This is a genomic window from Moraxella canis (genome assembly GCF_034424565.1).
Classification (GTDB): Bacteria; Pseudomonadota; Gammaproteobacteria; order Pseudomonadales; family Moraxellaceae; genus Moraxella; species Moraxella canis.
In genome coordinates this window covers 622,501-643,756 of sequence record NZ_CP139961.1, presented here as the reverse complement: position 1 = coordinate 643,756, position 21,256 = coordinate 622,501, and the positions used below count along the sequence as shown (strand labels likewise).

General features: G+C 41.2%; 19 protein-coding genes (1 of these 19 cut by a window edge). 14 read left to right on the top strand and 5 right to left on the bottom strand.

Features of this window, described 5'->3' with window-relative positions:
• Positions 1 to 1,353, bottom strand: coding sequence for a Na(+)-translocating NADH-quinone reductase subunit A (locus U0021_RS02820; RefSeq protein WP_114800291.1), 1,353 nt, complete (start codon positions 1,351 to 1,353; stop codon positions 1 to 3).
• Between the two features lie 767 nt (positions 1,354 to 2,120).
• On the opposite strand from U0021_RS02820, the gene U0021_RS02815 reads away from it, so the two are divergent.
• The 8 genes from U0021_RS02815 to U0021_RS02780 all read left to right on the top strand — a co-directional run bounded on the left by U0021_RS02815 (position 2,121) and on the right by U0021_RS02780 (position 8,547).
• Positions 2,121 to 3,371: a hypothetical protein gene (locus tag U0021_RS02815; RefSeq protein WP_049237093.1), complete on the top strand. Its 1,251-nt coding sequence runs from the start codon at positions 2,121 to 2,123 to the stop codon at positions 3,369 to 3,371.
• A 344-nt stretch (positions 3,372 to 3,715) separates the two neighbouring features.
• A complete protein-coding gene (locus tag U0021_RS02810) occupies positions 3,716 to 4,717 on the top strand; it encodes an SPFH domain-containing protein (protein WP_114800292.1) in 1,002 nt (333 codons plus the stop codon).
• A gap of 36 nt (positions 4,718 to 4,753) precedes the next feature.
• Positions 4,754 to 5,008: an outer membrane assembly protein gene (locus U0021_RS02805; RefSeq protein WP_114800293.1), complete on the top strand. Its 255-nt coding sequence runs from the start codon at positions 4,754 to 4,756 to the stop codon at positions 5,006 to 5,008.
• Between the two features lie 608 nt (positions 5,009 to 5,616).
• Positions 5,617 to 6,342 carry a 1-(5-phosphoribosyl)-5-[(5-phosphoribosylamino)methylideneamino]imidazole-4-carboxamide isomerase gene (gene hisA / locus U0021_RS02800; protein WP_114800299.1) on the top strand — a complete coding sequence of 242 codons (726 nt, stop codon included), beginning with the start codon at positions 5,617 to 5,619 and terminating at the stop codon, positions 6,340 to 6,342.
• 156 nt (positions 6,343 to 6,498) lie between these two features.
• Positions 6,499 to 7,008, top strand: a complete 510-nt coding sequence (locus U0021_RS02795) for a hypothetical protein (RefSeq protein ID WP_327037544.1) — start codon at positions 6,499 to 6,501, stop codon at positions 7,006 to 7,008.
• Positions 7,009 to 7,012: 4 nt separating this feature from the next.
• Entirely contained in the window at positions 7,013 to 7,483 is a 471-nt protein-coding gene (locus U0021_RS02790) for a hypothetical protein (protein ID WP_327037543.1), read from the top strand.
• A gap of 25 nt (positions 7,484 to 7,508) precedes the next feature.
• Positions 7,509 to 8,018: a hypothetical protein gene (locus U0021_RS02785; protein WP_327037542.1), complete on the top strand. Its 510-nt coding sequence runs from the start codon at positions 7,509 to 7,511 to the stop codon at positions 8,016 to 8,018.
• 4 nt (positions 8,019 to 8,022) lie between these two features.
• Positions 8,023 to 8,547: a hypothetical protein gene (locus U0021_RS02780; RefSeq protein ID WP_327037541.1), complete on the top strand. Its 525-nt coding sequence runs from the start codon at positions 8,023 to 8,025 to the stop codon at positions 8,545 to 8,547.
• A gap of 135 nt (positions 8,548 to 8,682) precedes the next feature.
• Here U0021_RS02780 and U0021_RS02775 read toward each other — a convergent pair whose 3' ends face one another.
• On the bottom strand, positions 8,683 to 9,039 hold the full coding sequence (locus tag U0021_RS02775) for a hypothetical protein (RefSeq protein ID WP_078256629.1): 357 nt from the start codon (positions 9,037 to 9,039) through the stop codon (positions 8,683 to 8,685).
• Positions 9,040 to 9,166: 127 nt separating this feature from the next.
• A complete protein-coding gene (gene rnr, locus U0021_RS02770; protein ID WP_114801092.1) occupies positions 9,167 to 11,467 on the bottom strand; it encodes a ribonuclease R in 2,301 nt (766 codons plus the stop codon).
• A gap of 182 nt (positions 11,468 to 11,649) precedes the next feature.
• Here rnr and rimI point away from each other — a divergent pair, with 182 nt between their 5' ends.
• Entirely contained in the window at positions 11,650 to 12,069 is a 420-nt protein-coding gene (rimI, locus tag U0021_RS02765; protein ID WP_327037540.1) for a ribosomal protein S18-alanine N-acetyltransferase, read from the top strand.
• A gap of 88 nt (positions 12,070 to 12,157) precedes the next feature.
• On the opposite strand, the gene infC is transcribed toward rimI, so the two are convergent.
• Both infC and thrS read right to left on the bottom strand, forming a co-directional pair.
• Positions 12,158 to 12,655, bottom strand: coding sequence for a translation initiation factor IF-3 (gene infC, locus U0021_RS02760; RefSeq protein WP_205276590.1), 498 nt, complete (start codon positions 12,653 to 12,655; stop codon positions 12,158 to 12,160).
• A gap of 176 nt (positions 12,656 to 12,831) precedes the next feature.
• A complete protein-coding gene (thrS, locus tag U0021_RS02755; RefSeq protein WP_114801093.1) occupies positions 12,832 to 14,769 on the bottom strand; it encodes a threonine--tRNA ligase in 1,938 nt (645 codons plus the stop codon).
• 379 nt (positions 14,770 to 15,148) lie between these two features.
• Here thrS and U0021_RS02750 point away from each other — a divergent pair, with 379 nt between their 5' ends.
• From U0021_RS02750 to U0021_RS02730, 5 genes are all read left to right on the top strand, one after another.
• Positions 15,149 to 15,274 carry a hypothetical protein gene (locus U0021_RS02750; protein ID WP_327037539.1) on the top strand — a complete coding sequence of 42 codons (126 nt, stop codon included), beginning with the start codon at positions 15,149 to 15,151 and terminating at the stop codon, positions 15,272 to 15,274.
• Positions 15,275 to 15,361: 87 nt separating this feature from the next.
• On the top strand, positions 15,362 to 16,030 hold the full coding sequence (locus U0021_RS02745; protein ID WP_114801094.1) for a DNA methyltransferase: 669 nt from the start codon (positions 15,362 to 15,364) through the stop codon (positions 16,028 to 16,030).
• 3 nt (positions 16,031 to 16,033) lie between these two features.
• Positions 16,034 to 17,701 (top strand): Eco57I restriction-modification methylase domain-containing protein, encoded by a 1,668-nt coding sequence (locus U0021_RS02740; protein ID WP_114801095.1) that lies wholly within the window; start codon positions 16,034 to 16,036, stop codon positions 17,699 to 17,701.
• The gene (locus tag U0021_RS02735) at positions 17,694 to 20,168 is read left to right on the top strand and encodes a DEAD/DEAH box helicase (RefSeq protein ID WP_114801096.1); all 2,475 of its coding nucleotides are present in this window, start codon (positions 17,694 to 17,696) and stop codon (positions 20,166 to 20,168) included. Before U0021_RS02740 ends, U0021_RS02735 begins: the two co-directional genes overlap by 8 nt.
• Before the next feature lie 134 nt (positions 20,169 to 20,302).
• Positions 20,303 to 21,256 carry the 5' portion of a threonine aldolase family protein gene (locus U0021_RS02730; protein WP_114801097.1) on the top strand. The gene runs 63 nt beyond the window's last position, so 954 of the gene's 1,017 nt are visible here — the first part of the coding sequence; the start codon lies at positions 20,303 to 20,305; its stop codon lies off the right edge, out of view.

Here is a 21,256-nt window from a genome sequence, read left to right as displayed (position 1 = left end):
TTAGCCTTCCTGCTCAATACGGGTCAAGTTGTCACGCAAAATATCACCGAACTCATATTTGCCTGGCGATACGAAAGTGCACAGTGCCAAATCTTCTTCGTCAAGCTCAAGTGCACCCAATTCAACAGCACTGATGATGTCTTCGACAATCAAAGCGCGCAGTAGCTGAGTGGGTAGATAGTCTTGGGGCATGACAGTTTCAAATAAGCCGATTGGCACCATGGCACGTGGTGAGCCGTTAGTACTGGTCGTAAAGTCGTATTTTTTGCCTTTAAAAAATTGCGAGATATAAATTGGCAATTTTGAAAAACGATTTGCGCCTGGCGTAAAAAAGTGAAGTGCAGGACGCTCACGACCTTCAGTAAGTACAGAGACTTGGTTATGAAACCGGCCCAAAAATGCAGTAGCGCCAGCGGCTGTGCGACCCGATAGAACAGAGCCTGAAATGACACGATTGTCATCACCTTTTAGCTCACCTTGAGTCAATTCGGTCAAATCGGCACCGCGCGTAGTGCGCACTAAGCGAGGATTGGTCACTGCTGGACCTGCCAAGCTGATGAGGCGCTCAGTGTGGATGCGACCTGTGGTAAATAGCTTACCAATGGCGATGACATCTTGATAATTGATCGTCCAAACCGAGTTGCCACGCGCCAAAGGATGTAAAAAGTGAATGTGCGTGCCCGCGTTACCTGCTGGATGTACACCTGTAAATCCTTCATAGATGGTATCGTTACCTTCAGCAGATTTGCTTAAGGCTTCAGGTGCGATATCGCCATGACAGACATAGGTTTTTGGGGATAATGTTGATAAAACTGCCAAGCCGTCATTAAATGCTTGTATTTCTTCAAATAATACTGTGGCAGGATCGACAGCCAAAGGGTTGGTGTCTGTTGCAGTCACAAAGATGGCAGAAGGCGTGCTGTCAATTTCTGGCGTGCGGCTAAAGGGACGAGTGCGTAGAGCGGTCCATTCGCCTGAAGCGACCAGCTGCTCAACAACCGTCTCACGATCCAGTGCTGACAAATCTTCAGAGCGATAAGCATTAAACGTGATTTCTTCGCTTGAGTGTGGATCGACGACGATGACCAAGCTTTCAAATACTCGTCGCTCGCCACGATTGACGGCAACTACAGTACCGCTAACTGGTGCTGTATAAAGAACGCCTGCTCGTTTTTTGTCTTCGTAAAGCACCTGTCCTTTGGTGACCTTATCACCTTCTTTGACATGCATGGTAGGGCGCATGCCGACATAATCGTAGCCGACTAACGCCACCTTAGTGGGCGTGTGCTCGCTAATCTGCTTGGAGGGTTCGCCAGTGATTGGCAGATCCAAGCCTTTTTTGATGGTAATCATAAGCGGATACTTAAATTAAGACCAAAACATACCAGCCTTCACCAAGTGGTGAATGATTGGCTGGACACCAAGTTTCCTAAAAACATCCAAAGCCGTGCGACCGATGAGTGGCAGGCTGATTTTGTCTAAAGGAGTCAGTATGAAACTTTGATGAACTTTGAAAAAAATTGGCAACCCATTTATTGCTCAATTCTTGCCAAAAAAACGATTGTTCACACCATTAACCTAACAATTATACGCTAAAACGCTCAAAATTTACAGACTTAAAGGCAATTTCTATGACAAAAATTCATGAAAATATTTGAAAAATCAATGCACGGCAGTAAAAAAGAGGAAACATTTATGGGATAATGCGACGCAATTTTAAGGAAAATTAAGATGTCCATCTCATTTGGGTTTTGGGGTGATAACATTAATAAAATTGACAAGTTAAGCATTTTGCAATTTACTTAATCTGATGAATATTCATTAAAGACAAAGTTTGATGAATCCTTTGGATGGCGTTGTATTTTAAGGTTTGTGTTTTCTTGAATTGGGTATGGTCAAATAAGCTTTAAAAGTCATTAAAAACATATGATTAAAGATGATAATCCATCTTTAGATTTTATTAAAATAGTGCCATCCTTTCATTGCACTATTTTTTACCTTGACAATTCGGTTAATCAAATGTTATCGTTGCTAGTACTTGATAAAACTGTGATATATCTGCTTGTCTCATTTTTATGCGCAAGTACACTGATATTTGATTTGTAAAATGTAACTTTAAAATGGCAAAGCGAATCAAAGCAATTAAATGCCCACAATGTGGCAGCACACACGCTACCAAGATCAAATCTGATCATTATCGCTGTGATAGCTGCCAATCAGAATTTTTTATCGATAGTGATGATATTAATATAAATCATAGGCATACTTATCATATGCCTGAGCTTTCGGTAAAACATCTAAAAAAGCTCAAATTTTTTGGGCTTGGGATCGCTGTGTTTTTTGCGATAATGATGGTAATATCATTACTTCCTTCGAGAACAACATACTCTCCGTCTGCTGTTCAAGAAAATAAGCCCTATTGGGATATTGAGCAAATCATACCCACAGCCGATAAGGATGGTGAACCCATTGCTGTAGTCGTGGGCGATATTGTTTCTGGCAATCATCCCAACCAAACCTACAAGCCTACTTTTGGATTTTTTCACGCCCAAACTTTTAAAGAAATCGCTGCCGTTCCGATTGATATAGAAAAAGTTGGTGGAGTTCATTGGAAGAAAATGGACGAAGGAAAAACCTACATCATCATCAATAAAAATCGTCTTTTTTTGTTAGACGAAAAAACATTAAGTATCAGCGAAATAACACCGCAAAGCATCGGACTGCCTGAATTTGAAAAAGGCTTTGCCGAAATAGACACAATCAGTGCCTATGAGAATTCACTTGAAATAACCAATAATTTAGGCAAAGAGTATTATTATTTTCCCAAACTCAATCAGGCGATTTTATATGGAAATCGTAAAGAAATGGATCAGCTGATTGCCCAAAATCCGATTGTCCCACAAGGAGTAACTCGATTTGTTTTTTCAAGAAAAGATGATGATAAATTACCTGAGCTTTTTAAAGTAAAAAGACAAGGACAAGTGGGGTATCCGTATAAAAAAATTTTTCTGCGTTGGTTCAAAGGTGAGTTATATATAGACAAAGAGTCTCAAGTTGTATCTTATGAGAATTTCACGCCTGAGCGATTTTATTTTAAACCTGAAGTATTGCACTATGATGACAAAGAAGTGTTTATCTATTTTAAGCACGATGTCTCAGAAAGCAGTCCGTATTTTTTTCAAGTGCTTGATGCCCAAACGGGCGAGCTAAAATCTACCTTACAGCGTAAAGGTATGCACCATTTAACAGACGACGATGTTTCTAAAACAAAAGACGGTTATTTGATAACCCTACACGGTATTTTCCTGCTAAACACACAAGAAGGAAAATTGGAGGAGCTTAAGCTTAGAGAAGCCTTAACCCAGCGATAACACACGCTTAATCAGCGTTGTAGCTAAGCATTTCTCAAAAATCAGCAGCTGATGTTGCGGTGACCTCAAGTAAAAGCTCAAATGGCTTGATTTGAACTTTTTACTTAATTTACAACGAGCGATTTCCATAAAATCTGTTAAATTCATCATCGAAAATACAGAAAAAATCAAATAAGCCATCAAAGTTATTTTTCTTTAGGCAGTTTTATTGTATATTATAATATATTTTCAGTTTTTTAAATAAAGCAGGATGGAAAAAGAAACGGATTTTACATTCTTAAAAATAGTTTTATACTATCAATTAAGAAATCATAAAAATCACCAAACGATAAAATCATAAAACGATGAGTATATTCAACATTTTTAGCAATCAGCTCTCCGCCGTCATTGAGTGGAAAAATCCCAAAGCCAATGTGATTTGGTGGAAATATCCATCAAAACGCGATGAAATCATCAACGCCTCCAAGCTGATCGTCGCTCCTTCGCAAGGCTGTGCTTTGGTGTATGAAGGGTCTTTGGTGGAAATGATTGAACAAGAAGGTATCTATAACCTTAAAACCGACAATCATCCGTTTATTACGACGCTTGTCAATCTGCGTCAAAATTTTGAAAGTGAACACAAACTCAAAATTTATTTTTTCCGCAAGGCTCAGATTCTCAACCAGCGTTGGGGTACGCCAAGCCCCATCAAATTCATTGATACCACTTATAAAATCCCTGTGGAATTAGGATTAAACGGAAATTTTTCGTATAAGATCGCCAATCCACAGTATTTTTATACTGAAATTATTGGTGAAACTGATGAACTTGAAGCAAAAGCGATCAGCAGTATCATCACCGAACGCATTTTACAACTTATCGCCCAACTCATTCATAACAAAAAATATTCCTACATTGAAATTGATGGCAAAATTCAGGACATTGCCCAAGACATAAAGAGCGAAATCAATGTGGAATATCAAAATTTGGGGCTGGAACTTACCGATTTTCGTATCTTGGGAACGCAATTTGATGAGGCGACCCAAGAGCGTATCGGTCGTGTAGCTGATATCAGTGCTGATGTACAAGCCGCCAAAGAAGCAGGATTGGATTATGTGGAGCTTGAAAAACTGCGTGCTTTACGAGATGCAGCTCGAAACGAGGGCGGACTTGCTGGGGCAGGACTGCAATTTGGGGTAGGTATGGAACTTGGTCGGAAATTTAACGAACAAACCGATTCGATGCTGACCAAAGGAAGTGCCGATGTCGCCGAACAGCTTCGCAAACTCAAAATCTTACTTGATGAAAACATCATCACAGCAGAAGATTTTGAGCTTAAAAAGCAAGAAATTTTAAGAAAAATATAGTTTGTAAATTTTACTTCACCTTTTAAAGCTAAGAAAATGAAATACATTATAGGAACCATCGTTGTACTGATTATTTTGTCCGTGGGCGCTTATTTTTTAGCGGATTTATGGGGTTATGACACCCTAATCACATCCGAAGAACTTAAAAAGGGAGCTATTACTGTGATGATTGTGGGGGTGGTATCGGTTCTACTACTGATCTTGGTGCCATTTTTCTTCAAAGACCACGCCAAAGGCTACAACAAAAACCACAATGGAATCGCCCAATCCAAAAAATCAGTCAAAAAATAATGCTCTCATTGCAATGGAGTACTGGTATTCAGGTTTAAAACCCTTGTGTTATGATGGTTTTGAATTGTGTTTGCCCATTAATTAAAATACCTACTTAAAATCGGTGTTAAATGATCCAATGCCGTGTCACTGTTAATGTTTAAATCCTCATAATCACCCAAGTTTCCATCAGTCAAGCGATGAAGTCATCTTGTATGAGTGGTGATGATGTTATCGTCGATATGGCAGTTTGTGCTTGTATTATGCTATCAAGGTAACCTTGTGAGTTTTAAGTTGGGTTATGATTTATCGACTAAATATGTCTATTCTAGATTGGATGAGGTGATACTTGTACTGTGCCAAGGGTATTGCTAGGATGTTGCGACAAGCTTAAAAGTGGCGTGTGTATTAGTCAGATTGCCAAAACTATGCTGATCAAAAGCAAAACCCCTATCAGGCTGTGCTTGCCATGCTTATCTGTACCGATTATCACATGGTTGGTTTTGAACGCAAAGAGCACATTAACCATTAATGCTTCGTGTTGGAAAAGTGCCCAAGCGGATTGCTTGAAGAGGGATAATTGGTTACAATGAACATTTGATTAGTAATTGATAAGGAAAACCATGTCTATGCTCATTATACCCGCCATTGATCTAAAAGATGGTAAATGCGTTCGCCTAAAGCAAGGTCGCATGGAAGATGATACCGTGTTTAGCGATGATCCTGTCGCGATGGCAAGCCAATGGGTCGCTCAAGGCGCGCGCCGTCTGCATTTGGTGGATTTAAATGGTGCATTTGATGGTGTGCCTGTGCATAAAGAGGTGGTGACCGCCATTGCCAAAGCGCATCCGCAGTTGCCCATTCAGCTGGGCGGCGGCGTGCGTAGCTTGAGCACCATTGAGCATTATTTGGCAGCAGGGCTAACCTATGTCATCATCGGCACCAAAGCGGTCGAAGCACCTGAATTTGTGGAAGAGGCGTGCCGTGAATTTGCAGGGCATATCATCGTCGGTATAGATGCCAAAGATGGCATGGTGGCAACGCATGGCTGGGCGAATGTCACTGATGTCAAGGCGACTGAGCTTGCCAAGCGTTTCGCTGACGCTGGCGTGTCAAGTATCGTTTATACCGATATCGCTAAAGATGGCATGATGCAAGGTGTGAATATCGAGCAGACAGTTGAGCTCGCCAGCTTTAGCGGTCTGCCGGTCATTGCCTCTGGCGGCGTGACCAATCTTGATGATATCGCGGTGCTCAAGCCGTATGGCGAGTATCTACTGGGTGCGATCACAGGTCGTGCAATTTACGAAGGGACGCTGGATTTGGCGGCGGCACAGACGCTCTTGGATGCATGAGTAATGACCTAAAATGCCCTGAATATGATGTCAGGGCATTTTTTGGACTTGGGATAATGGCTGTTTGTAAGGTGGTGCGACAAGACTTGTCCGAAAAGTTTTGATGGTGTATGCTACAAATGTCATATGGAATGATTAGATAAAAGGAATTGACTGATGAAACAACTCTTACCACTTACTCTAGCGCTATTGACCATCGGCTGCACAACTACGCAGCCGACCGTTCAAGCACCGCAACAAGTCAGCCAGCCTGTTGCACCGACAGCCAAGCCAGTTAAGACACATATTATGTATTATTGGGTAGATCCGATTACTCAAGGTCAGAGCATACCGTCAATATCTGGAGAGTTTTATTGGCAAGATGGCTGTCTATATCTGCTTAACCAACATGGCAAACTGGCTGCCACATTCCCTGAATTTCCAAAAGATGCCATTCAGTGGAATGAGCAGGATAAAACCCTAACCATAACCAATAAAGACAGCCCACCCAAGCAGTTTACCTTTAAGATGGGTGATGTGATTTATACTAATGGTGGCATTGCTCATAAGGAAAATATCAATATGGATGATCAAACCCCAGAAGATTATAAATGCCTTGAATTTTCGACAGGTATAGCAGCTCTTGGCACAATCAGTATCGAAAAATATGATATGTCGGATAAATAGAGATATGAAACAACTCTTACCATTCACTCTAGCGCTATTGACCATCGGCTGTACTACCACACAGCCAACTATTCAAGTAGGTCAATTAACGACAGAACCCACTCAAACACAGATTTTATATTATTGGGTGCATCCACAAAATCCTGTGCAAATGCTTGGTGTGGTATCAGGTGAGTTTTCTTGGGAAAATGGTTGTATTTATCTATTGCAAAATGGCAAGAAATTCACCGCCCAATTCCCAGAACTGCCCAAAGACAGTGTCGTGTGGAATGAGCAGCGCCGTACTTTAGCACTTAAAAACGTCAATAATTTATCTGAAACTGTGGAATTTCAGATGGGCGATATGATTCATACCAATGGCTATTATTCTGCTTATACGGCAGAAAAAATTGCCAATACAGATGAACAGGATAGAAAATGTTTATCGCCAGATGGTATGGCAAATATCGGCACACTTAGTATTGAAAAACTTTAAAATTTAAGCTTATCAAGGAATGATGGTGAAACAACTCATACCACTTACTCTAGCGCTATTGACCATCGGCTGTGCAACCACACAGCCGACCGTTCAAGCACCACAACAAGTCAGCCAGCCTGTCGCACAGACAGCCAAGTCAGCTAAAACACACATTATGTATTATTGGGTGCATTCTCCTGACTTTGGTCAAATGCTGACAATGATATCTGGACAGTTTTATTGGCAGGATTATTGCTTGTATTTGCTAAATAAAGAAGGTAAGTTTGTTGCAGCATTTCCAGAGCTGCCCAAAGATGCGGTTTATTGGAACGAGCAGGATAAAACCTTAACGATGACCAATAAAGATAGACCGCCTAAGCAGTTTACCTTTAAAATGGGTGATGTGATTTATAATAATGGCAGAATTATTTATAGTAAAAATATCAATATGGATATTGAAAGTGTAGAGGATCAAAAGTGCCTTGCGTCGGCAGCGGGTATTGCTAATCTTGGCACGATTGATATCGAAAAATATGATATGTCGGATAAATAGAGATATGAAACAACTCTTACCATTCACTCTAGCGCTATTGACCATCGGCTGCACAACTACGCAGCCAGCCGTTCAAGCACCGCAACAAGTCAACCAGCCTATCGCACCGACAGCCAAGCCAGTCAAAACACACATCATGTATTATTGGGTAGATCCGATTGCTCAAGGTCAGAGCATACCGTCAATATCTGGAGAGTTTTATTGGCAAGATGGCTGTCTATATCTGCTGAACCAATATGGCAAACTGGCTGCTGCATTTCCTGAATTTCCAAAAGATGCTATCCAGTGGAATGAGCAGGATAAAACCTTAACGATGACCAATAAAGATAGACCGCCTAAGCAGTTTACCTTTAAAATGGGTGATGTGATTTATACTAATGGATCTAATTTTCGCTATGAAGATATTTCGGTAGATCGCTTTATGAATGATAAAACCCCTGAAGATATCAAATGTCTTTCTTCAGCAGTTGGCGTTGCCAATCTTGGCACAATCAGTATCGAAAAATATGATATGTCAGATCAGCCGTAAATAAAAAGTGAGTGTATTTACTTTAAATCATTGACTTATAAAAATAATATCATAAAAATTCAAAGCATCGCATAAAATACCCCAAAGTTTAGGTCTGCTGCCTAGCTTTGGGGTTGGTATCTGGCGCATAAGCCATCAGTTGGCTTTAAGATGATGGTGATAATAGCGCACAGTGAGCACAGCTTGAGTAAATCCCAATACCAAAAGCATCACCCATAAGGCATTGAGTGGCTGATTGCCTGTGCGTATGATCAGGCTAATCAGCGCTGCCACATACACCGCCAACGCCATCACATAAATCCGAAATTTCGCCTTTGGGCGATACATCATAAAAGCAAGCAAAATGATGATCAAAATGGCAACACCAATCAATACCCACAGACCACCGCCTACAAAGGCAGCTATCGTTCCGCTGATCATATAGGCGCTCAGCCAGTCTGTCACACCTTCCAAAAAATTATAGCGAGGCTTGGCTAATGGTTGTTTAGTCATTTGGCGATGTCCTTGGCGTTTGATTAAGCTGTCAAGCCTGCCCAAACGCAAAACCAAAATTTGTTAAATTTGGCTTGCATATTTAGGCAAATGCTCAGCAGACAAGCTTTGAATGAGTCTTATAAAGTTACTTTGACTTGCGACGAGTCTTTTTAGGCTTGCTATTTTTACCTGATTTGTCATCGTCAGGCTTAGGGGGCACCGTTTGACTGTCGCCATTTTTATCAATACGATTTAGGTGCTCAACCAAGCGAAAATCAATTTGCAGCAAATCCATATTAACGCCTGCAACCTGAATGATTAGCCCATCACCCAGCCCAAATCTTGAGCCGCGCTCACCGACGAGCTTTTGTTCGCGCTCATCATAATCAAAGTACTCATCGCCCAGCTGCGAGATGTGGATTAAGCCTTCGATAAACAAGTCATTTAGCGTGACAAATAAGCCAAAATTAGTCACCGTCGTCACCGTTGCACCAAATTCATCGCCGATGTGGCGCTGCATGTAGTGGCATTTTAGCCAAGTTTCGACATCGCGAGATGCTTCTTCGGCGCGGCGTTCGGTCATGCTGGTTTGTTCGCCAGCGTCGTCTAAGGTTTTATAAATCGTCGCTTCAGGTTTTTGATTTGTGACTTTGTCTTTGATAGCGCGGTGCAGCATCAAGTCTGGATAACGGCGGATTGGACTGGTGAAATGACTGTATTCATCATATGCCAAGCCAAAATGCCCAATATTATCGGGGCTATAATTTGCCTGCATCATCGAGCGCAGTAGCATACTGTGGATGCTGATGGCATCAGGACGATCAGCCGTTGCTTTGATGATGCGCTGATAGTCCTCGTGCGTAGGCGATTCGCTAGGGAAGCTTAGCCCAAAGCTTTTGACATATTCATGCAGGCGCGCAGATTTTTCATCATTAGGCTTATCATGATTGCGATACAAAACGGGTAATTCATGCTTGAGTGCCAGATTGGCGGCGCAAGTATTGGCAAGCAGCATCATCTCCTCGATGAGCTTATGCGCATCACCTCGAGTGCGTGCTACGATGTCGATGATGTCGCCATCTTTGCCAAATTTAATATAAGTCTCCGCCGTCTCAAATGCCATCGCCCCACGATCTTCACGGCGCGCATCAAGCACGCCATAAAGCTGATGCAGCGTGTCGATGGATTTGAGCACCGCGCCATTACGCACCAGCTCATCTGGCAGGGTTTCATTGGTTGGGTCGTTAAAATAGGCATTGACTTGATTATAAGTCAATCGAGCTTGTGAATGCATGACGGCAGGATAGAATTCATAGCCAGTCACCTTGCCTGCGCGTGACAGCTTAATATCCGCCACCATGCACAAGCGATCCACTTTTGGATTGAGTGAACAAAGCCCATTTGATAGTGCTTCGGGCAGCATGGGAATCACGCGGTGCGGAAAATAAACCGAAGTACCGCGCTCATAGGCATCTTGATCCAGTGGCGACCCAGGAGTGACATAGTGGCTGACATCAGCAATGGCGACGATGACACGATAGTTACCGCCAGCGCGTTTTTCGGCATAGACGGCGTCGTCAAAATCGCGAGAGTCTTCACCATCAATGGTTACCAATGGCAGATGGCGCAGATCCACACGATGATCAAAGTCTTTTTGGGTGGGTTCATCAAAACTTGCGGCTTGCTTTAATGCGGCAGGGCTAAACTCATGCGGAATGGCATAATTATACAGCGTCGTCTCAATGATCAGTTCGCGGTCATTCAGACTGGTCAAAAGTTCGGTAATTTTACCTGTGGCAAACTCCTGATAGGTAGGCAGATCAATCAAAGATACTTTAACATCATCGCCAACGCCTGCATTCATCTCCTCGACATTCTCAGTGGTGACGGTGATGGGCTGATGCGCGTTTGCACCTGATAATTGCACAAAATACCCTTCCTCATCCGAGCTTAATTTGCCGATAAATTCAAGCTGACTGCGCTCAAGCACTTGAGTAATGCGCGCCTCAGCCTTTCCGCGGTATTCCGTTGCGACCGCTTCGACAGTATCGCCATCAAACACAAGGCGCATCTGCTTTTCATGTAAGAACAAATCAGGCATATCATCAAGCACCACGAAGCCAAAACCTTTTGGATTACAAGACACTTTACCTGTTAATAGGGTTGGTAGCGGCGCGACGCTAAAATGAATGCCATCAGAGCGTTCAAGCTGCCCATCGCGCAGCATGGCTTTTAGGCGATTGGTGAGTGCAAAAAATCGATCTTCGTCATCCAAAAATCCAAAGTGCATGGCAAGCGACTCTTGGGTGGCAGGATTGCCTTGATTGGTGATATCCGCCACCGTCTGCAAGATCAGCAGGCGAGAGGGGATGGGGTTTTGATACTTTGATGCTTCGATTTCAGCATTGGGGTCATTCCATTTGGTTTTTTTTGTTTTGCTGGTCATAGTTACTTACCTGATTTGCTTTTGTATAAAGTTGGTTTATTGTATCATAAAGCCTGAATTTATGTGCGCTGTCTGTGAATTGGAGAATGGGCGTGAGTCTTATGGTTATAAAAAAATCAGCAATCTGCGACAGGGATTTTGATCTTATTTGTCAAAAAATTGCAGAGCTTGAGCGATCTGTCATGCCAGATGATCCATGGCGTGCGACTGCGATCCAAGAAGTGCTGAGCCAATTTGGCGCAGGGTTATTGATAAACATAGAAGGTGAGTCTAATACAGATCTTAGCTCGGCGGTCGTTAAGGGATATTGTATCTATCAAATCATCTTTGAAGACAGTGAGCTGCATCGCATTGGCACGCACCCAAATTTTCGTCGGCGGGGCATCGCCAGGCAGCTGCTTGATCAGCTGATTTATCAAGTTAGACAGGCTCATTGTCAGCAGCTATTATTAGAAGTGCGCGCTGATAACACCGCTGCCATTAAGCTCTATCATCAAGTAGGACTTGAGCCATTTGGGGTGCGCAAAAACTATTATACCAGTGGTGAGACGATCTGTGATGCCCTTATCATGCGTCTGGTGCTCAATAATACAAAAGACTAAAGCCTGCATGGCTGATTACAGATAATAACGATCGGAATGCACCAGCATCCCGATCGTTTGAGCATCAGTTTTCTATGTGATACTAAGCTTACTTTTTCTTGGCAGGACCAAGCAGCATACCCATTTGTCGACCCTCGACTTTGGGAGCTTGTTCAACGCTAGCAATCTCGGCGGTGTCAGTAATAATGCGCTCAAGTTGCGCTTTTCCGATTTCTTGATGTGCCATTTCGCGACCACGGAAGCGAATACTGACTTTTACCTTGTCTTTGTCTTCCAAAAACTCAACAATTTTACGCAATTTGACCTGATAATCTGCTTCTTCAGTACCAGGGCGCAGCTTGATTTCACGAACTTGAGTTTGTTTTTGGTTCTTTTTGGCTTCTTTGGCTTTTTGTTTTTGTTCGTACAAATAGCGCTTATAGTCCATAATTTTACAGACAGGGGGCTTGGCATCGGCGACAATTTCTACCAGATCCAAATTTTCATCGGCTGCAGCTTTTAGGGCTGTTTGGATATCTACCACGCCCATTTGCTCGCCGTCTTCTTTGACCAAGCGAACTTCTTTTGCGCGGATTTCTTCATTAATATTTAAACGGTTTGACGGTTTAATGGTCTTACTCCTAAGAAAATTGAAAATTTATTGTAATGGTTTGAATGAATAATTACAAGCCTTATTATAGATTTGATCGGTCATAAAAGATAATCAAATCTATATAAACCATGTATCAAAGGGGCAGTAATTTGGATTACCGCCCCTTAGCCTTAGTTAAGATTTTCAGATTTTGCCACATAGCGACCTTTTTGTGCGATGGCATCGTTGATTAAAGTGATGAACTCATCAACGGACATGGAGCCAAGATTATTGCCTTCGCGAGTGCGCACATTGACAGTGCCATTTTCCACTTCTTTATCACCCATTACCAGCATAAACGGAATGCGCTCAAGGGTGCGCTCACGAATTTTAAAGCCAATTTTCTCGTTACGCAGATCGCTGATGGCACGCAGACCAGCGTCTTTAAGCTTGGCAACGACCGCTTGACAGGCGTCAGCTTGTTTGTCGGTGATATTCATGACAACCGCTTGAGTAGGCGCAAGCCAAGGCGGGAAAAAGCCAGCATAGTTTTCGATCAAGATGCCAATAAAGCGCTCAAAACTGCCCAAAATCGCACGATGAAGCATCACAGGGCGCTCACGGTCGCCTTGCTCATTGATAAATTCAGCGCCCAATCGCTCCGGCAGGTTAAAGTCTAGCTGCAATGTGCCACATTGCCACTGACGACCCAGGCTATCTTTTAGGGTGAATTCAATTTTAGGACCGTAAAATGCGCCTTCACCTTCTTGTAGCTCCCAAGATAAGCCAGCATTATCCAAAGCATCTGCCAGGTCTTTTTCTGCCAAATCCCACAAAGCATCATCACCCACACGCTTTTCAGGGCGTGTGGATAATTTCATCAAAATATGATCAAAACCAAAGTCTTGATACACCTTTAAAGTCAGCGCGATAAAATCTTGTGCTTCTTGTTTGATTTGTTCGTTGGTACAAAAAATATGAGCATCATCTTGAGTGAGCTGGCGCACGCGCATGATGCCATGTAGCGAGCCTGATGGCTCATTACGATGACAAGAACCAAATTCTGCCAAGCGAATTGGCAGATCACGATAAGATTTCAGACCTTGATTAAATACTTGTACATGACAAGGGCAGTTCATCGGCTTGATGGCGTAATCGCGGCTTTCAGAGCTGGTTGTGAACATGTTTTCGGCATAATTTTCCCAATGCCCTGATTTTTCCCACAAGCTTCTATCAACAATTTGTGGCGTTTTGATTTCTAGATAGCCATTGTCTTGTTGAACTTTGCGCATATATTGTTCAAGTACTTGCCAAATTGTCCACCCATTTGGATGCCAAAACACCATGCCAGGCGCTTGTTCTTGCATATGAAATAGATTAAGCGCCTTACCGATTTTGCGGTGATCGCGTTTTTCGGCTTCTTCGATGCGCGCGATGTAGGCTTTCAGATCTTTTTTGTCTGCCCAAGCGGTGCCATAGATGCGCTGAAGTTGTTCATTTTTAGCATCACCGCGCCAATAAGCGCCACTCATCTTAGTCAGCTGAAATGCCTTTAAAAAACGCGTGTTAGGCACATGCGGACCACGGCACATATCGATGTATTCTTGATGATAATAAAGCCCCATTGCTTTTTCGTCAGGCATATCCTCAATCAAGCGCAGTTTATAGTCCTCACCGCGTGACTCAAACACCTTGATAACCTCATCTCGCGGCGTCATTTTTTTGATGACATCATAATCTTGGTCGATGAGTTTTTTCATGCGTGCTTCGATGGCTTGCATATCCTCAGGCGTGAATGGGCGTGGGCTATATATGTCATAATAAAAGCCATCTTCAATGACAGGTCCGATGACCATCTTAACCTCAGGATACAGCTGTTTGACAGCATGACCCAAAAGGTGTGCGCATGAGTGGCGAATGATTTCAACACCTTCAGGATCTTTGGCGGTGATGATTTGGACGGTTGCATCGGTAGTGATGGGATCGCTGGCATCGACCAATTGACCATTAACGCGACCTGCGATGGTCGCTTTGGCAAGTCCAGGACCGATGTCTTGAGCGATTTGCATGACTGTTGTTTCGCCCTCAAATTGGCGAACGCTACCATCTGGTAATGTGATTGCAACCATAAAAACTCCTAAAATTGGCGTTGGTAGTGATGTTTGCCACTTTCAAACATATATCCGCTACCGTAACAAAATAATCTTGTAATTGTATCAAACCCCCTTAGAATAATCAAAAAGTTATTGATATATTGGTATAAATATACAGGAGCCTATTGTAGTTTGCATACTTTGGCTTGTTATTTATTTAACTATCCATTTATCCATTTGATTATTTAAGTAGTTGATCGTTTAACCAATCAGTTTGTGTTGCAACACTGTTTTACCCTCAATTAACAGTAGTTAATTTGCAACATTAATCCAAAAAACTTGCTAAATTTCTCTTTTGGTGCTAAATTTTTAAAAAATTATTTCATATTAAATATTTGATAGATATGCATTAAAAATGTTTACAATGTTTAAAAACGCCTTTACAATATTTAGCGTCAAGCGTCAAGCGTCAAGCGTCAAGCGTCAAGCGTCAAGCGTCAAGCGTCAAGCGCTGGCTAATTTCGTCTCAATGTTCTCATAAAAATCCATCCATTTTAAGTCTGCCTAGTATCTTGGGTGGGCTTTTTGTTGTCCAAAATTTCTTAAGCTTCCTAACAGGCGGTGCACAATGACCGATACCGCCAAAGTTCAATCTCAAACCAAATCCAAAAAGCGTGTTGCTGACCATGGCGAGGTCTTTACCGCTGAGCGAGAAGTCCGTGCCATGCTTGATTTGGTCAAAATCCAAAGTCAGCAAATTGGCAGTCGTTTTCTTGAGCCTGCGTGCGGTACAGGTAATTTCTTAGCAGAAATTCTAACACGCAAACTTGCGACAGTATTGACAAAATCACAAATCAACAAAAGCCAAAAATCGCCCAAATATTCCCAAAGCCACTATGAGCGAGATGCCATTTGGGCGATTTCAAGTATTTATGGCATTGAACTGCTTGCTGATAATGTCAGTGAGTGCCGTAGCCGATTGTTGGCGTTATTTACATCTCATTATCAGACGCATTTTAAGCATATCAATCAAGCGGTGATCGATGTTGCTCACTTTTTATTATCAAAAAATATCGTCCACGGTGATGCGTTGACGCTCAAGGATAATGATGGCAATGCCATTGTATTTAGTGAATGGACTTTTGTGGGTGATATCAAGCTAAACCGCCGTGATTTTGTTTATGAAAATTTGGTAGAAAAAGTAGATAACGCTTCACCGATTGACAAAGGCTTTATTGCTAAGCCGATTGCTGATTATCCCCCAATGTATTTTTTGACGCTCAGTGAACAAGGATAAGGTATGCGGGTAGAAAATATTGAAGTTGATAGCAACATCGTTCCTGATTTAGATAATTTGGGCAAAGGTCAATTAAATTTATTTGAATTGGCGTACAACCCCGATGTGCTTGATTGTTTGTCAAGTCTTTCTAATGACGAAGTGTTTACATCGCCAAAGCTTGCCAATCAAATGCTGGATTTGTTGCCGTCTGATATTTGGCAAAATCCACGGGCAAGATTCTTAGACCCTGTGTGTAAATCAGGCGTATTTTTGCGTGAAATTGTTAAACGCTTGGATAGGGGATTGGAAAATCAAATACCAGATAAACAATCTCGCATTAATCATATTCTGACCAAGCAAGTCTTTGGTGTCGCCATTACGCATCTCACCGCATTGCTGTCTCGCCGTAGTGTCTATTGTGCCAAAGAAGCCAATTCACGGCTATCTATCTGTACAGGCTTTGATGATGATATGGGCAATATCATTTTTGGGCAGGTGGAGCATGACTTTCAAGATGGTAAATGCACACAGTGCGGTGCCAGCGAAGCGGTATTCGGTAAGCGCAATGGACTAGAAAACCACGCCTATGCGTTTATCCATACCAATAAATCAAACCAATATAAAGAGTTAGAAACAATGAAATTTGATGTGATTATTGGTAATCCACCTTATCAGCTTAGCGATGGTGGTGCAGGAGCAAGTGCCGCCCCGATTTATCATAAATTTATTGAACAAGCTAAAAAACTTAATCCCAATTATCTCATTATGATTACGCCTAGCCGTTGGTTTGCAGGTGGTAAAGGGCTTGATGAATTTCGGGATAATATGTTGAATGATAAACGCATTAAAGAAATTCACGATTTTCCGAATGCACAAGATTGTTTTGACGGCATTAAATTAGAAGGTGGTGTAAGTTATTTTTTATGGGACGCTAAATATGGTGGTGATTGTGAAGTATTTACTTATGAAAATGGTAATTGTACTTCACAAATAAAAAGACCTTTAAAGGAAAGCAATATTGATGTATTTATTAGATACAATAAAGCTGTATCCATTTTAAACAAAGTAAGAAAATTAGAAGAAGACAGTTTTAGTGATTTGGTAAGCGGAAGAAAACCTTTTGGTTTAGCAAGTAATTTTAAAGGAAATTCAAAACCTTACAAAAATAAAGATGATAATGTTGTTCTTTATCAAAATGGTGGAATTGGATATATTAGCAGAGAAGATATTCCAAAGAATAGAGATTTAATATTAAAACATAAGGTTTATATTTCTTATGCTTATGGAATGGGAGCAACAGAACCATATCAAGTTATTAATATTCCTTTTTATGGGGATATTAATACTATTTGCACAGAGACTTATTTATTAATAGGTTATTTTGAAAATAAAGAAATTTGTGAAAATGTAATTTCTTATATGAAAACAAAATTTTTCAGATTTTTAATACTTTTAATAAAGAACACTCAACACGGTACACAAAGAGTTTATCAACTTGTCCCAATGCAAGACTTTACCCAATCTTGGACAGATGAAAAATTATATCAAAAATATGGTTTATCCAAAGACGAAATCGCATTTATTGAAAGTATGATACGCCCAATGGATAATGAGACTGGCGTAAAAGTAAAAAAATCTCGTGGCAAAAAATCACAGGCAACATTAAATTTGGAGAATGACGATGAATAACCCAACCTTTGCCCAAATCCACACGCCAAAGATTTATGTTTATTCTGATAGCCGTTATCCAAATTGTCTCAAAGTCGGCTACACTGCCCAAGAAACGGTAAGTCAGCGAATGAAACAACATTATCCAACCGTGACACCAAGCCAAAGTTGGAAAGTGGAATTTGAAACTTTGGCGATAAAAGATGATGGCAGTTATTTTAAAGATTTTGCCGTGCATAAAATGCTAGAAACAATGGGTATGAAAAACATTGCTGGCGAATGGTTTGAATGTGATATTGATACAGTCAAAAATGCCATTTTAAACATTAAGCAGTCCAAAACCTTTGAAAGACAAAGAACGCAAGATTTTAAAATGCGTCCAGAGCAATTAGACGCTGTGAATAAAACTGCTTATTATTTTAATGCAATTAAACAAGATAAAAATAACAGCCGCACACCGCATTTTTTATGGAATGCCAAAATGCGATTTGGTAAAACCTTTGCCACTTATCAGCTTGCCAAACGCATGAATTGGCAAAGAGTGCTGATTTTAACCTTTAAACCTGCAGTAAAAAATGCGTGGCAGGAAGATTTAACCACGCACAGCGATTTTAATGGTTGGCAATTTATCAGCCGTGATAGTGAATTAAAAATAGAAAATTATGATAAAAATAAGCCAATGGTGTATTTTGCGTCCTTTCAAGATGTTTTGGGTAGAGATAAGTTTGGCAATATCAAAGCCAAAAACCAAGAACTGCACGCAATGAATTGGGATTGTGTGGTATTTGATGAATATCATTTTGGGGCGTGGCGTGATAGTGCCAAAAAACTTTTTGCCAAAGATGATGAATTGGCAAAAATGCAAAATGAATATCAAGACATGGAAATCAGCGTAGAAAGTTTTGATGAAAATGAATTGCCAATTACCACAGAGCATTATTTGTATTTATCGGGTACACCATTTCGGGCGATTGCCAGTGGTGAATTTATTGAAGAGCAGATTTTTAATTGGACTTATGGCGATGAACAAAAAGCTAAATTGGAATGGGATAACACAAAAGGCGACAATCCTTATTCGTCATTACCTCAAATGATGTTACTTACTTATCAATTACCAGAGTATATTCGTACGATTGCGACACAAGGCGAGTTTAATGAATTTGATTTGGGGGAATTCTTTAAAGCGGATGGTAGTGACAGTAATGCCAAATTTAAACACGAGAATTATGTTCAAAAATGGCTGGATTTAATCCGTGATAATCTTGATGAAATGATTATTACCAATTTAAAGCACGGCAGCGCCAAACCACCAATGCCATTTAGTGATGTCAATTTATTAAACAGTTTATTGCACACACTTTGGTTTTTGCCCAGTGTGGCGAGCTGTTTTGCAATGGCGAATTTATTGAAAGCATCCAATAATAAATTTTATCACGATTATGATATTATCATATCAGCAGGCAATGATGCAGGAATGGGCGATAAAGCCTTAGAGCCTGTCAAAAAAACAATAGGCGATAATCCTTTGGGTACAAAATCCATTACGCTGTCATGCGGTAAATTGATGACGGGCGTGTCTGTGCCTGCGTGGACGGGAATTTTTATGTTAAGAAATTGTAGTAGCCCTGAGACTTATTTTCAGGCGGGATTTCGGGTGCAAACTCCGTGGACGCTCAAAGGGGATGATGGGATAAATATTATTAAAAATCAGTGCTATATTTTTGATTTTGCCCCCAATCGTGCCTTACGCCAAATTGCTGATTACGCTCATAAATTAAACCCAAAAGAAGGCAATCCTGAAAGCAAAGTCGCCGAATTTATCGCTTTTTTGCCTGTACTTGCCTATGACGGCAGTGCGATGCAACAAGTAGATGCCAAATTATTATTAGATATGGCAATGAGTGGCACAACAGCGACACTGTTGGCACGCCGTTGGCAGTCGGCATTGCTTGTGAATGTTGATGATATTACTTTAAAAAATCTGATGGCAAATCAAGACGCAATGGACGCTTTGATGAAAATTGAAGAGTTTAGAAGTCTCAATGATGATATTGAAGTCGTCATTAACCGCAGTGAAAAAATCAAAGGCTTAAAAGAAAAAGCCAAAGAAAATGATGGCGAATTGTCAAAAGAAGATAAAAAGACTTTGAGCGACGAAGAAAAGGAACAAAAATCTTTACGAAAACACATTCAAGAAAAGCTCATTAAATTCGCCACACGCATACCAATTTTTATGTATTTGAGTGATTATCGGGAACATAGTTTAAAAGATGTCATTCAGGAACTTGAGCCTGAGTTATTTACCAAAGTAACAGGACTGTCTCAAGTGGACTTTTCTTTACTTGTCAGTCTGAATATCTTTGATGAAAGCGTGATGAATGATGCTGTCTATAAATTTAAAAGGTATGAAGATGCAAGCCTTGAGTATGTAGGGATTGATAAAAAAGATGAGTATATCGGATTGTTTAATACTGTGATTACAAGGTAAGATCGCTTTATCACCCTATAAAATTAAAAAAAATTTTATTTCGATTGATTTCAATTTTATCTTAAGTTATTGAAATTTTTTGGTCTACTCCTGCTTAAATGATATAATGCCATCTTTATCGATGGGTATTAAATATGAAACATTTTGCTTCTGATAATTATGCTGGCGTACACCCAACCATCATGCAGGCGCTGATCGATGCCAACCAAGGGCACGAGATGGCTTATGGGGCAGATAGTATCACGGCGCGCCTTGATGATTTGATTCGCCGTGAATTTGGTGAGCAGGCGGTAGGATATCCTGTGTTTAATGGTACTGGTGCCAATGTCTTGGGGCTACAAAGTCTCATGCCGCGCTATGGATCGGTTATTTGTGCAGAGACCGCGCACATTAACCAAGATGAAAGCAACGCACCGCAAGCTGTGGGCGGCTACAAACTTTGGACAGTGCGAAGCGATGATGGCAAATTGACGCCTGAGATGATCGAGCCTTACGCTCAAGGTTTTGGTAATGAACATCGTGCTCAGCCTTTGGTGCTGTATATCAGCCAAGTGACTGAGTGCGGCACTTGTTATACTGTCGATGAGTTGGCGGCGCTTGCAGAGTTTGTGCACGAGCGTGGCATGAAGCTGTTTGTGGATGGTGCGCGCTTGGCAAATGCCGCCAGTTATTTGGATGTCAGCTTTTATGAGATGATCACTAAAACTGGTGTGGATATGGTAGCATTTGGCGGCACCAAAAATGGCTTGATGTTTGGCGAATGCCTTATTGATGTCAAAGGCGTGATGTCAAATGAGATGAAATTTTTGCGCAAAATGAGCATGCAAACCGCCTCAAAGATGCGCTTTATCTCAGCGCAGCTGATTGCTTTGTTTCAAGATGATCTCTACAGATCCCTTGCCAATCACAGTAACCAGATGGCAAAGTATTTGTCAGATGAGCTACTAAAGCTTGATGGTGCCTCTTTGGTTTATCCTGTAGAGTCTAACGGCGTATTTATCAAAATGAAACAAGATCATATCGCCAAAGCCAGAACCCAAAGTAATTTTTATGATTGGCATGACGACTCGGTGCGACTGATGTGCAGT